Source organism: Arthrobacter antioxidans (assembly GCF_023100725.1).
Lineage (GTDB): Bacteria > Actinomycetota > Actinomycetes > Actinomycetales > Micrococcaceae > Arthrobacter_D > Arthrobacter_D antioxidans.
Genome location: NZ_CP095501.1, coordinates 1,825,288 through 1,838,517 on the forward strand (window position 1 = coordinate 1,825,288; position 13,230 = coordinate 1,838,517).

The window sequence follows — 13,230 nt, forward strand, 5'->3', positions numbered from 1 at the left end:
ATCCGACCAGGACGGTGCTACCCACCAGAGCCGGCAACGAGGCTTGCTCAGTGACCGAGGAGCAGTACATGGATATACAACTTCTTTTGGCGCTCGTCCTGGGTATCGCCACGATCATCGTGTTGGTGCTGAGGACCCGCCTCGATGCGTTCGTAGCGCTCCTGATCGCCGCGCTGGTGACCGGCATCGTTGCCGGCCAGGCGCCGCTGGATATCGTTTCGTCGATCACGACGGGCTTCGGCAACACCCTGGCGTCGATCGGCATCGTGATCGGCCTCGGCGTCGGGATCGGGAAGATCCTCGAGGTCTCGGGGGCCGCCAACTCGCTGGCCATGGCCTTCCTCAGACTCTTCGGCAAGGGCCGTGAGCCCTGGGCGCTGGGCAGTGTGGGCGCCCTGGTCTCCATCCCGGTCTTCTGCGACTCTGGGTACGTCATCATGAACCCGTTGGCCCGATCGATTGCCCGGGTCAAGCGCGCCGGGTACATCACCCTCGCGCTCGCCCTCGGTTGCGGCATGACGTTGACCCACCACATGGTGCCGCCGACGCCCGGCCCGCTGGCCGTCGCCGGCATCCTCGGTGCCGATCTCGGAGCACTGATCCTTGCGGGTCTTGTGTTCACCGTTCTGCTGTTGCCCGTCGTGGTCTTCTACGCCAAATGGATGGGGCCGCAGCTCGAGTCCTCCATGTCCGCCTCCATGCGCGAGACCGTGTACGGCACGGTGCACGCCGGCGCCGAACATCGCGGCGGCACTGCCGTGGCCGATCACGACGGCGGTAGTGGCGTTGACGACGCCGCCCCTTCGCTGGACGTCGACAACGACGTGCTGGGCACGCCCCCACCCGGGGCCCGGCCCCACAGGGTCGGCGCCTTCATCGCGTCCCTGCCCCTGATGGTTCCGCTCGTCCTCATCATCCTCAACACGGTCAGCGGTGCGATCGATCAGAGCAACCAGGGAGTCGTCGGTGGCGACGAGTACACGCCGTCGTCCTGGGCTGTCCCGCTGGCGTTCATCGGCAATCCGGTGGTTGCTCTGGTCATCGGTGTGATCCTCGCCGTCTACGTGCTGCTGCCTCGCTGGACTCCTCGTGCGAAGGTGCAGGGCTGGTTCGCCGAGGCGGCTGCCTCCGCCGGCCTGATCCTTCTCATCACCGGTGCGGGTGGGGCTCTCGGTCAGGTGCTGCGTAGCTCGGGCGTGGGTGACGCTCTCGCCGAGGCCATCGCCGGTACGCCGTTGCCGGCGTTCCTGGTGCCGTTCCTCATCGCCACCCTGGTCCGCATCGCCCAGGGCTCGGGCACGGTCGCGATGATCACGGCAGCATCGGTGACGGCACCGCTGGTGGGTTCGCTCGGCATCGACCCGATCGTCGCGGCACTGGCCTGCACGGCCGGCTCGATGGTGTTCAGCTACTTCAACGACTCCTACTTCTGGGTCGTGACCCGCTTCGCCGGTCTTGACGGCATCGCCGCGCTCAAGGGTTGGTCAGGCATCACGACGGCGGTATGGGCCGGTTCGATCCCGCTGCTGTTCATCGCCAACGCAGTACTCGGCTGATCCTGCGAGGTCCATCAACGGTGGCCGGGCGGGCCGGATCCACATCCGAGCCGCCCGGCCACTGCTGTCCGGGCGGGGGACGGGGGTGGTCCCCCGGGCCCGAGGTGCCGTACCGTTCCGGCCTTCCGCATCGACGACACGATTGATATGATAAATCCATCATTCAATCAATCAAGGCGGGTCGAGGATGTCGGATGACGAGCCGGGCGTACAAGATTTCGCTGATTTCCGGGCGCCCCTGTACGAAGTGAAGGCGAATCTCTTCAAAGGGCTGGCGCATCCTGTGCGGATCCGCGTGCTGGAGTTGCTGTCGGCAGCACCGGAGGTCTCGGTATCGGACATGCTGCTGGCGACGGGCCTCGAAGCGTCCCACCTGTCCCAGCATCTGTCGGTGCTGCGCCGGTATCACCTGGTGACGTCGGAGCGCCGCGGACTCCAGCAGTTCTACAGCCTGGCCACCCCGCGGGTGGCGGAGTTGCTGGCTGTCGCGCGGGGACTCCTCGGCGAGGTCCTGCATGCCACGAAGGAGAACCTGGAGTACTCGGCCCTGACCAGCGCTTCGATCATGACGTCGACGGGTGATGACCGCACTCCATGAGGGTGCTCTCGAGGATCCGACCCCTGCTGCCCGGGTCACGCGACTACGCGCAGGCCCCACGCACCTGGAAGGGAGACCTGATTGCTGGTCTCACGGTGGGCATCGTCGCGCTGCCGCTGGCGCTGGCGTTCGGCGTCAGCTCCGGGGCAGGCGCTGCCAGCGGACTGATCACCGCTGTGGTCGCCGGTCTGGTCGCGGCGGTGTTCGGCGGCTCGAATGTCCAGGTGTCCGGGCCTACAGGCGCCATGGTCGTCGTCCTGGGTCCGGTGGTCGCCGTTCACGGCACTGGCGCACTGGCAGTGGCGAGCGTGCTGGCCGGGCTCATGGTGGTGGTCGCCGGCATCCTGAAGCTGGGGCGGGTCGTCGCCTTCCTGCCGTGGCCGGTGATCGAAGGATTCACCCTCGGTATCGCCGTCATCATCTTCCTGCAACAGGTGCCCTCCGCGTTCGGTGTGGATCCCGGGCCCAGCAGTAATGCCGCGGTATCCGCCGCACAGGCCCTCGCTACGACGTCGTTCGGGGCGCTTCTCGCGCCGGTGGCTCTTGTCGCCGTCGTCGCACTGATCATGGTCGCTGCCCCCCGGATCCCCGGCTCGATCATCGCCATCGTCGTGGCGAGCGTCGTGGCCGAGGTCGCCGACCTGCCTGTGGCCAGGATCGGGGCCCTGCCCGATTCCCTGCCGGCCCCGACCGTACCCGGTCTGAACTGGGATCTCATCCTCACCCTTGCGGGCCCGGCCGCGACGATCGCCGCCCTGGCCGCCATCGAATCGCTCCTCTCGGCACGGGTTGCCGCCTCCATCTCCGATACGGGCCCCTACGACCCCGACCGCGAGCTGTTCGGTCAGGGCCTGGCGTCGGTGGCCTCTGGTTTCTTCGGCGGGATGCCCGCCACCGGTGCTATCGCACGCACCGCAGTGAACGTCCGGTCGGGAGACCGGACCCGACTCGCGGCGATCACCCACGCCCTGGTCCTGCTCGCGGTCGTCTACTTCGCCACCGGCCCGGTTTCCCGCATCCCGCTGGCAGCCCTGGCGGGCGTCCTCATGGTCACCGCGGCACGCATGGTGTCCGTCGACACCCTGCGCAGCGTCGTCGGCTCGACCCGCGCCGACACTGTGGTGTTCTTCGTGACGGCGGTGATCACCGTGTCCCTGGACCTGATCCAGGCAGTGGAGATCGGCATCCTGACGGCCGCCTTCTTCGCGCTCCGTGCCCTGGTGAGATCCAGCGGGGTCCACCGGGAAGAGATTCCGGGACCGGCCCAGGACGGAGATGCCCATATAGCCGTCTTCCGCCTCGACGGGGCGCTGTTCTTCGCAGCCGCGGAACGGGTGCTGGAACGGGTCAGCGGGATCCGCGACGTGGACGTCGTGATCATCCGCATGTCCCAGCTGCAGGCGTTGGATGCGACCGGGGCCCGGGTCATCACGGACATCGTCACCGCCCTCGAGCGCCGCGGGATCACCGTCCTGATCAAGGGGATCCAGGACCGCCACCTGCACCTCATCACCAAGGTCGGGGTGCTCGAGTCCCTGCGCCACCACGAGCACCTGTTCGCCGAGCTGGACCCGGCGGTGGAGCACGCCCGCAGCCATGTCGCCCGCAACCGGGCCGCGCGGACCACGGCCCTCCTCGGTCAGGACCCCGCAGCGTTCACCGGCTCGGGACCGCATCCGGGATCGCCTTCATGACCGCAGCCGCGAACAGGCAGCCCGCCTGGAAGAACCCGGAAACACGATGTACGCTCCCCGAGCCCAGCGCCGGGGCCTGCGACCGGTGGTACCGGGAGATCGACGCCGGGTGGGCCCCGGTCAGTCACCGTGTCATCACGGAACTCGAGAAGCTCCCACCCGGACGCGCGCTGGACCTCGGGTGCGGAGACGGTCGGCACGCGGTATGGCTTGCCGGACGAAGCTGGCAGGTGGAGGCACTGGACTTCTCGGAGGAAGCACTCCGCATCGGGCGCGAGCGAGCGTTTGCCGAAGGAGTCAGTGATGGCGTCACTTGGACGAAGGCCGATGCACGCGACATCGCTCCTGCGCCGGAGACCGTCGATCTGATCCTGGCGGCTTTCCTGGACGTTCCTGCGCAATCGATGGAACAGGTCATCGCGCGCACGGTGGCGGGTCTGGTCCCGGGCGGCAGGTTCCTGCTGGTCGGACATGAGACGGGACAGCGTTCCGCCGGCGCAGGGGTGCCCCAGGACGACGAGGCACTGGCCAGCGCCCGGAGCGCCTGCCGGTGGCTGTCCGAGGCCGGGCTCCTGATCGAGTCCTTCGGCACCTACCCCCGGGTCGTGCCGGGCGAGAGCTGGCCGGCGATCGATCACATCGTCGTGGCGCGAGGGGCAGGGCCGCACCAGGAGGGGGGATGACCGGTGACGGACGAGCATTGGTGGCGCCCGCGCAATCGCCGCCCGGGGCATCAGCACCGGGCGGGTCGATGCGCAGGGGATCAGCACGTGTCGGGCCCCGCAGCCGGTGAACCGGGACGCGATGGCCGCGTTTCGCCACCCCCCTCAGGGGCGGGGAGGATGAGCGGAAAGCCGCACCGATCTGAGAGTGGGAACCGGCAACTCCCGGTTGTAAGAGATCAACGTGTTGGTGGGGTTCGTGTCGGCAGGTACTAGTGGGTTGTGCCGAACCGGCGGCCCCGCACGTGCGTCGGAGCCAGTTCGTAGAACAGGTCACGCTGGCCCGGCGCCCAGGGGTGATCGACTGACTTGCCCCAGAGGGTCGTCAGGAGTGCTGAATCCTCCACGCGCGTCGCAGGGCCGTTGAGGAGGATGGTCCAGCCCTGCTGGGCGTCCCTGTCGACGTGGTCGATCTGGAAAGCCGCGTGGTCCAGGTAGCTGGTGGCAATGGTGCCGTCGGCGGAGGTCCGGAAGTACACCCGTTCGTCCATCACGAAATAGGTGACGGGAAGAATGTCCAGAAGACCATCGCGGAAGAAACCGATTCGGCCCGTCTGCTGTGTCGTTGCCAGAGCCCAGCATTCAGACGGTGAGAGCTTGTCCGAGGTGCGCAGGGCCCCGGGAGAATTCCAGTAGGCATCCCGGTGCGGTTCAGTGGTCATGGTGCCGTCCTTTTCCTTGAGTCACGCAGACCCGGTCACGAGCGGCCCGACAGGGCGACCGATGGAGTGGTGCATGTGCACTCTGAACGGCATAAGCGCTCAGCGGTCTCCTTCCCTTTGACGCTACAAAGAAATGATCTTCCTGATCAGGGTCGAAGGGCCCTGATCAGGAAGGTTGTTCTCAGAGACGGTTGAGCCATTGCTCCGCGCCTTGGTGGGCTGGGTACCACTCCACCAAGGCAGAGGGTGCTCGTACTGCAGAGACCAGTCCGAGGAATTCCGTACGTGCGCCTCAATGAAGTCAACGACAAGGGAAACAACGGATGACACCCCGGCACACTGGCACCGACCCGTTAGCACAAGACACCCTAGATCCTGGCTCGGATCCCGGTGTTTCCAGCCCGTCTTCGACGGCGGCCGGGACGACGATAGGGGAGCCGACAGGGGAGTGGAGTGATGCAGACACTGCTCTCCGAGCCGCTTCCGCACGTTCGAAGCCCTCCTGTGTTGCGGTGTCCGCCGACTCGACGAGGCACCGCGTCGGAGCAGGGCTGCGTCAGGCGATAGGGCTGGCGTCCCGCGGCAGGAACCTGCGGTTCCCATGCTGACAGCCACACAACCCCAGGGCCCGGTATCGCCTCATCCCGTCGATCAGCGGCCGATTCTGGTCGCCATCCGAGGTCCTCTGACTCTCAACCCGCCCCTTGAGTGGGCTGCCCGCCGAGCGCGCAGTGCGGATCTTCCGTTGACCCTGGTTCACGCTGTTCCCGCCGCCGATTCGGTGCCGGCGGGCACCCGTTACGCGGATGTGGTCGCCGCCGGCCGCAGGATGCTGCAGGACGAGGCGGCGCGGTGGAGGACCCGGTTCCCGACGTTGCGGGTGGGTACCTACCTTCACTGCGGAGATGTCGTCCATGCCCTCCTCGGATTGTCGGCCGACGCGTCGTTGCTCGTCGTCGGCGAGGACCGGGTGAATACGCTCACCGGTCCATTCCAAGGCTGTGTGGCCCTTCAGATGGTGCTGGGTTCGCTGGCTCCGGTCCTGATCATCCCGATCGGCCATCGGGACGGCGGCGACAAGAACGGTACCGCCCACGGCCACGTAGTGGTCGGTATCGATGGTTCTGCTGAGTCATTTTCGGCGCTGACTCGGGCCGCTGCCGAAGCGCACGGATCGGGTGCGGCGCTGCGGGTCATCGCGGCGGTGAAGCCGGGGCCGAAAGCCTCGGAGTCGCTGACCATCAGCCCTCCGCGGGTCCTGCGGGCGATTCACGCCGCCTACCCGTCCATGGGCGTGAGCTGGATCGTGGATGTGCTTCGACCCCCGGCGCGGGCCCTGGTGCGGCACAGCCGGGACGCGGACCTTCTGGTCATCGGCCGCCATGGTCGCGGTGCTGGGCCAGGGGCGGGCGTCGGCTCGGTTACGCACACACTGCTCTTGCGCCCGCCCTGTTTGACGCTTGTCATCGGCCTGCCCGAGCCTGAGTCTGCATTGGACAGCCAGTGCGGGACTGAGGTTGCTGGGGACGGAGTGCACGGGCCGCCGCTGGTGCTGGGCTGACGGCGCGATCACTGGATTTTCCCTACATGGCTGCATGGATCGATCTTTCGGCGCCCTGCCCTGAGGGAAAGCGCACACCGCACCGGTCGGATGCACCCGGTCCGGAAGTTCCAGCGCGACGGCGATAGCCACGGTATGGCATCTCTCCACGACACTTCGTTTCGCATCCTGGCTCCATGTGTCTCGCTCTTTCTCCCGGATCAATTGCCCGGGTAGAGACAATCGGCTTCTGGAACTGCGCATGCTGTTCCCGCCGAGCAGGTCATATTTCCATCGGAGTTATCCGTACACGAGGCCCGTGGCCGACGGCACAGTCATGCGAAGCCTAAGGCCCCGCCACTAGGCGATCATATGGTCGCTGGGCGAGACGATCGAGGAGAGCGTGGTGGACGAGGGCCCGCCACCCTTGCATCCGAGTACCTCGATCGAGCGGCCCGGATGCAGATTTAGGCGGGGATCGGGGTGTGGGTTTGGCCACGGACGGTGAAGGGGTTCGTCGTTCAGACCGTGCCACTATGAGGATGACGCTAGGGCCGAAGGGCCCTATGACCCGGTTCACGGCGCGTATCGTCCGTGATCTTGCCATCGTCAGCCCAAGGATCGTATCGACGAAAAGCTCCTTGGGACGAGGCACAATCTCATATTCCGGAGCGTCCAGTGGTAGCACTGTCCAAGCATCTGCCCGCCGCCTTCGAGCAAAAGAATCTGGTGACCGGCACCTCCGCGGGAATCAGCAACCTGCTCGGGGCCTTCGCCGCCATGGCGGACGACACGGACCTGAATACGGTCCTCGAACGTGTCATCTCCGCGTCGTGCCAGCTGGTTGATGCACGGTTCGGCGCCCTGGGCGTGATGGGGCCAGATCAAACCCTAGGCAACTTCATCACCATCGGACTCGAGGACGACCAAATCTCGCGGATCCCCTCCTTGCCTCAGGGGCACGGTGTGTTGGGCCTGCTGATCGCCCAACCGCATCCGGTACGACTTCATGACCTCCAGGAGCACGACGTAGCCGTCGGATTCCCAGCCCATCACCCGAAAATGAGTTCCTTCCTCGGTGTTCCTATCCGTATCCAGGGCACGGTGTTCGGAAATCTGTATCTCACCGAGAAGAACGGGGGAGGGGACTTCACCGAGACCGATGAGGAACTGCTCGTCGCCCTGGCAGCCGCGGCCAGCGTCGCCATCGTGAACTCGCGACTGTACGAAGAATCGACGCGGCGGACGCGGTGGCTCGAAGGAGGCCTGAATGCTGTGCGTGAGCTTCTCGAGCGGACCGACTATGTCAGCAGCCCCCTGGAATCGGTCGCACAGCACGCTTTGTACGCATCCCAGAGCGATGTAACCGTCGTTCTTCGTGACTTCGGCCATCAGCATGGTCTCATCTGCGAGGCCGCAGATGGCGTGAACGCCGCGTACCTGACCGGACGCTCAGGGGCCCATAGTGCACTGCTGGATGATCTGACGGCCCTCTCGCCGCCGCTGCTGCTGACGGCGGCGGACATCGATCGGTTGCTGCCTGGAGCGCCACTGGCCACCGTGTCGACCGCCTTGGTGACACAGCTCGCGGGGACCGGGGAGCGGCAGTTCCTGCTCTTCGGACGCCAGACAGGATCTCCGCCGTTCTCCGCAGTGGATAAGGAAATGGTGCGTTCCTTCACGTCCCACGTGTCCTTGGCCGTGGAGCTCCTGCGTGTCCACCGGCAGCGGGAACAGGAAGCGGTCTTCGGCGACCGGGACCGGATCGCCCGCGATCTCCACGACCTCGTCATCCAGCGTCTCTTCGCGGCAGGCTTGAGCATTCAAAGTCTGCGCAAATTCGTGTCTGACCGTGAACCACTCGAACGTATCGCAGCCGTCACCGGCGAACTGGACTCAACGATCAGGGACCTGCGGGACACCATCTACGCCCTGCGATCCGTACCGCAGGGCGCCTCGACGTTCACCTCCAGCATCTTCGCGCTCGTGGCGGCCGCCTTCGAGGGATCTGAGCTTCAACCCGTGCTGCAACTCTCGGGGCCCATCGACGCCGCCATCGACCCGGAGTGCGCCGACCACGTGCGGGCCGTCCTCTCGGAGGGGCTATCCAACGCGCTCCGCCACGCCGACGCGCCCTCCATCACCGTGGCGCTGCAGGCCCTTCCAGACCGCCTCGAGCTGAGAATCAGCGACGACGGGTCCGGGTTCGAGGAAGTCCCATCTCGCAGCGGGCTGGCGAACATGCGTCGTCGAGCCGATCTCTGCGAGGGCACCCTGTCGATCTCGAGTGCGGCCGGCAGGGGCACCGATGTGGTGCTCATCGTGCCACTGCGCATCTAGCGGGGTGAGGGACCCACCAACGTGGAGAGGTAGACCGCGGCCTGGACCCTGCGGTGAAAGCCGAGTTTCGCCAGGATCGAGGACACGTAGTTCTTGATGGTCTTCTCGGACAGGAACAGTTCGCCACCGATTTCCCGGTTCGTCAGCCCCTTCCCGATCAGGGCCAGGACCTTTTTCTCCTGTGACGTCAGGCCGGCAAGACGTGTATCTTCCTCCGGTGCGTCGTGCAGCCCGGCGATGATGCGCTCCTTCATGCCAGGCTCGAACAGGGACTCGCCCGCAGCGGCCCGGCGGGCTTTTCCGACCAGATCGGAGCCGAGGATCTCCTTCAGGATGTACCCCGAGGCCCCGGCGAGTACCGCCCCGCGCACGGCCTGGTCATCGTCATAACTGGTCAGGATGACGCAGGACAAGGAGGGGTCGATGGAGCGCACATTCCGGCACACCTCGATCCCCGTTCCGTCCGGCAGCCTCGCGTCGAGGATCGAGATGTCAGGCGACAGGGACGGAATCCGGCGCGTGGCGTCCTCGGCTGAGCCGGATTCCCCGACAATCACGCATCCCTGGGTTTCCAGCAATTCTCGTAATCCCCGCCGTACCAGTTCGTGGTCGTCGAGGAGGAATACCGTAACGTCCTTCACTCGCTGACCCTGCTTGCCCGCATCCGGCACCTTCGCACGTCATCCAACTATCTCTTCGTGAATCCCTATGACACCAGCTATCAGCATGACCCCTGCCGGTCAGACCTGACAGTGCCGTACGTCCCCTTGCAAGGAGGGGCCGTATGGCCCTACCCAGGTGGCCTGAAATCGGTGAGGGTCGAATAAGACCCCCTCTCAGACAAGGATCCACCATGCACACAATCCCTTCACCGCGCCCGCGGGCCGTCGTTGTCGGGGTCGATGGTTCTCCATCGTCTGTCACCGCGCTGCAACTCGCCGCCCGGCTGATCCCTCTTGCCGGCGACGTCATCCACGCGGTCACCTCCTGGCAGTACCCGCCTCCCTTCGGCGCCTATGGGCCCGTCGACGTGAATCACGAGGAACTGGCAGGGAAGGTCCTGGATCAGGCGCTCAACGAAGCGTTCCCGGGAGGCACCCCCTTGGGGCTCAAGCGAGGACTCATACAGGGGTCACCGGCGGAGGTCCTTCTTGAGGAAAGCACGCACGCCTCCATGGTCGTTGTCGGTTCGCGTGGTCATGGCGGGTTCGCAGGGCTGCTCCTTGGATCCGTCAGCACGGCCGTGACAGAACGCGCAAAGTGCCCGGTCCTTGTCTCCCATGGCGCCCTTCAACCTCTGGAAGGTCAGGGCAGCACCCTGCCGCTCGTCGGTGCGTCAGCGTGAGCCCGGCTGACGCGCCGGTCCGACCCGTCCTGGCCGGCTATGACGGCTCGGACGGCTCCCGCCGCGCCGTCCTCTGGGCGGCCCACCACGCGGCCGTCACCGGACTGCCTCTCGTCATTGTGCACTGCTGGGTCTGGCCGTTCTTCACCCAGGACCTCGGCCCGGTCGCCGACATTAAGGACAGCGGCCTCCAGCGGGCCGCCGAGCGCACGAGTGCCGAAGGCCTCGATCTCGCCCGGCAGGCCGAACCCGACATCGATGTCAGCGTGCGGCTCGTCACCGGTTTCCCCTCCGAAGTGCTCACCCGGCTCTCCGCCGAAGCGTCCCTGCTCGTCACCGGCACGCGCGGGCTCGGCGGGTTCGCCGGCCTGCTCATCGGCTCGGTCAGCCTCCACCTCGCCGCATCCTCCTCCTGCCCCATCGCGGTCATCCGCGATGACCGGCCCGGTGAGGGCGACGTCCTGGTCGCAGTCGACGGGTCGCCCGAGAGTGATCGCGCCGTCACCGAGGCAGCGCTCCTCGCGACGACCCTGCACGCGCCGCTCCGCGTGCTCCACGTCAGGCCCTACACGCGGCACGCCGGGACGCGCCAGCCCGACCCGGAGCACGACCCCGTCATCCAGCAGGCACTGAACCTCCTGCCCGCGGATGCAGACCTCACCGTCATCGAGGACTCCTTCGCCGAACCATCGGCCCCGGGGGTCATCATCCACCAGGCGCACCGGGCCGTCTGCGTCGTCCTCGGCGCGAAGGGCACCAACACGCTCGGCGCCCGCCTCGGGTCCACAGTCCACGCCGTCCTCCACCACGCACAAGGCAACGTCATCGTCGTCCGGTAAAACACGACAGCCCCTGAACACGATCGAAGATCTTCTCGACTCCCTGAGGACAGACGTTGAACACAGCATCACTGACGGCTCTTATGCGCCAAGAGATGGACATAGCCCTGCATGCACTCAGTGGACGCAGCGCCCACACCGTCTACGGCGGGCATGAAAGGACGTTGCAGCAAACCATGATCGCCTTGCGTGCCGGGAGTCGCCTGCACGAGCACGACAACCCGGGAGAAGCGACGGTGTACGTCCTCCAGGGACGCGTGGCACTGACAGCCGGCGACGAGACAGGGCACGGTTTGGCCGGTGACCTGATCGTCGTTCCGAACGCACGGCATGAGCTCGAAGCCATCGAGGATTCTGTTGTCCTCCTCACCATCGCCAAACACCGGTAACGACGCAGCCACCACGCCTTCCACGCCCGCTCAGCATTTCACCGGTCTGGGCACAGCCCTGCGCGTTCCAGCACCACTCACACGACATCAACGGTAAGGACCCCACCATGCTCTCTGATACATCCCGTCCCGTGATCGAGGCGACCCTGCCGGTCGTCGGCGACAACATCGGTGAAATCGCCAAGCGCTTCTACGCGCACATGTTCCAGGAAAAGCCCGAGCTCTTCGACGGTCTGTTCAACCGCGGCAATCAGGCAGACGGACGTCAGCAGCAAGCCCTGGCCGGTTCCGTCGCAGCATTCGCCGGCCTTCTGGTGAACAAGCCGGGTGAGCTTCCCGATCACCTGATGTCGCGGATCTCCCACAAGCATGTTTCTCTTGGCCTACGGGCCGACCAGTACCAGGTCGTCCACGACCATCTGATGTGGGCGATCGTCGATGTCCTCGGGGACGCCGTCACACCGGAGGTCGCCGCGGCATGGGACGAGGTGTACTGGCTGATGGCCAACATGCTCATGAACCAGGAGCGCACCATGTACACGGCGGCAGGTCTCAATCCGGACACCGTCTGGGAGACCTGGCGGGTTACGGAAAAGATCCAGGAGACCAGCGAGGTCGTGACGTTCGTCGTGGCAGCTACCGATGGACGGGTCGCGAGGCCGTCCCTGCCCGGCCAGTACGTGACATTGAAAGCGCTCATGCCCGACGGGGTGCAGCAACCCCGGCAGTACAGCCTCACCCAGGCAGATGATGGGATGCATCGCCGGTTCTCCGTCAAACGACTCCACGGCCTGCCCACCCCCGACGGTGAGGTCTCCAACCTTCTGCACTCGAGCACTCATGTTGGTGACGAGATTGTTCTCTCGGTGCCTTTCGGCGACGTGCTGCTCACACCCGGCACCCGGCCGGTCGTCCTCGCCACGGCCGGCATCGGCATCACGCCCATGGCTGGCATGATCTCTCACCTTGCACGCTCATCGTCCACGCGCAGGGTAACTCTCCTGCACGCTGACGATTCAGCCGACACCTTCGCCCTGCAGGGCCAGGTCCGCACCGACCTCCAGCAACTACCCGGAGCAACACTGACTACCTGGTTCATGCACCCCTCGCAGGAACTCGCAGTGGAAACAGACCTGGGCCCGAACCTGGACACACCACGAGAGCTGACGACCGGCGAGCAGCTCACCGGTTTCATGGACCTCAGCACGCTCGACCTTCCCGTCGACGCCGAGTACTACCTCTGCGGCCCGCTGCCCTTCATGCAAATGGTGCGCAGCGCACTGATTCTGCGAGGAATCCCCGCGCAGGACATCCGATACGAAGTCTTCGGCCCCGACCTCTGGCTCGCCGAATTCGAGCCAGCCGCCCCAGTTCTCACGGCCCTATAGCAGCCAGTCGCCCCTCCAACGGGGGTGTTCCCAGCAGCACATCTCCTCTTATGCACGCGAAACACACTCGCGAGTGCGCATCGCGTGCACGAGAAAGTGCTTCGCCTCCGACCTCTGCGTCTGCACCGGAACCAGCAAGGTCGTAGAACGCCACGGA

At 65.9% G+C, this 13,230-nt stretch carries 12 protein-coding genes; 10 read left to right on the forward strand and 2 right to left on the reverse strand.

Annotated elements, in window-relative coordinates:
• Positions 1-68: 68 nt before the first annotated feature.
• From MWM45_RS08295 to MWM45_RS08310, 4 genes are all read left to right on the forward strand, one after another.
• The gene (locus tag MWM45_RS08295) at positions 69-1,556 is read left to right on the forward strand and encodes a GntP family permease (RefSeq protein ID WP_418909763.1); all 1,488 of its coding nucleotides are present in this window, start codon (positions 69-71) and stop codon (positions 1,554-1,556) included.
• Between the two features lie 187 nt (positions 1,557-1,743).
• Positions 1,744-2,154 carry an ArsR/SmtB family transcription factor gene (locus MWM45_RS08300; protein WP_247829043.1) on the forward strand — a complete coding sequence of 137 codons (411 nt, stop codon included), beginning with the start codon at positions 1,744-1,746 and terminating at the stop codon, positions 2,152-2,154.
• Complete coding sequence (locus tag MWM45_RS08305; RefSeq protein ID WP_247829044.1) at positions 2,151-3,848, forward strand: SulP family inorganic anion transporter; 1,698 nt, start codon at positions 2,151-2,153, stop codon at positions 3,846-3,848. The genes MWM45_RS08300 and MWM45_RS08305 overlap by 4 nt, the downstream gene beginning before the upstream one ends.
• Entirely contained in the window at positions 3,845-4,531 is a 687-nt protein-coding gene (locus MWM45_RS08310) for a class I SAM-dependent methyltransferase (protein ID WP_247829045.1), read from the forward strand. Before MWM45_RS08305 ends, MWM45_RS08310 begins: the two co-directional genes overlap by 4 nt.
• 251 nt (positions 4,532-4,782) lie before the next feature.
• On the opposite strand, the gene MWM45_RS08315 is transcribed toward MWM45_RS08310, so the two are convergent.
• Complete coding sequence (locus MWM45_RS08315; RefSeq protein ID WP_247829046.1) at positions 4,783-5,232, reverse strand: pyridoxamine 5'-phosphate oxidase family protein; 450 nt, start codon at positions 5,230-5,232, stop codon at positions 4,783-4,785.
• Positions 5,233-5,833: 601 nt separating this feature from the next.
• Here MWM45_RS08315 and MWM45_RS08320 point away from each other — a divergent pair.
• Complete coding sequence (locus tag MWM45_RS08320) at positions 5,834-6,793, forward strand: universal stress protein (RefSeq protein WP_247829047.1); 960 nt, start codon at positions 5,834-5,836, stop codon at positions 6,791-6,793.
• 657 nt (positions 6,794-7,450) lie between these two features.
• A complete protein-coding gene (locus MWM45_RS08325; RefSeq protein WP_247829048.1) occupies positions 7,451-9,112 on the forward strand; it encodes a GAF domain-containing sensor histidine kinase in 1,662 nt (553 codons plus the stop codon).
• On the opposite strand, the gene MWM45_RS08330 is transcribed toward MWM45_RS08325, so the two are convergent.
• Positions 9,109-9,783 carry a response regulator gene (locus MWM45_RS08330; RefSeq protein ID WP_247829049.1) on the reverse strand — a complete coding sequence of 225 codons (675 nt, stop codon included), beginning with the start codon at positions 9,781-9,783 and terminating at the stop codon, positions 9,109-9,111. The two genes, MWM45_RS08325 and MWM45_RS08330, sit on opposite strands and share 4 nt — an antisense overlap.
• A 182-nt stretch (positions 9,784-9,965) precedes the next feature.
• Here MWM45_RS08330 and MWM45_RS08335 point away from each other — a divergent pair, with 182 nt between their 5' ends.
• The 4 genes from MWM45_RS08335 to MWM45_RS08350 all read left to right on the forward strand — a co-directional run bounded on the left by MWM45_RS08335 (position 9,966) and on the right by MWM45_RS08350 (position 13,073).
• Positions 9,966-10,457, forward strand: coding sequence for a universal stress protein (locus tag MWM45_RS08335; RefSeq protein WP_247829050.1), 492 nt, complete (start codon positions 9,966-9,968; stop codon positions 10,455-10,457).
• A complete protein-coding gene (locus MWM45_RS08340; protein WP_247829051.1) occupies positions 10,454-11,296 on the forward strand; it encodes a universal stress protein in 843 nt (280 codons plus the stop codon). The genes MWM45_RS08335 and MWM45_RS08340 overlap by 4 nt, the downstream gene beginning before the upstream one ends.
• A gap of 56 nt (positions 11,297-11,352) precedes the next feature.
• Positions 11,353-11,685 carry a cupin domain-containing protein gene (locus MWM45_RS08345; protein WP_247829052.1) on the forward strand — a complete coding sequence of 111 codons (333 nt, stop codon included), beginning with the start codon at positions 11,353-11,355 and terminating at the stop codon, positions 11,683-11,685.
• Positions 11,686-11,792: 107 nt separating this feature from the next.
• Positions 11,793-13,073: a globin domain-containing protein gene (locus MWM45_RS08350; RefSeq protein ID WP_247829053.1), complete on the forward strand. Its 1,281-nt coding sequence runs from the start codon at positions 11,793-11,795 to the stop codon at positions 13,071-13,073.
• Positions 13,074-13,230 lie beyond the last annotated feature (157 nt).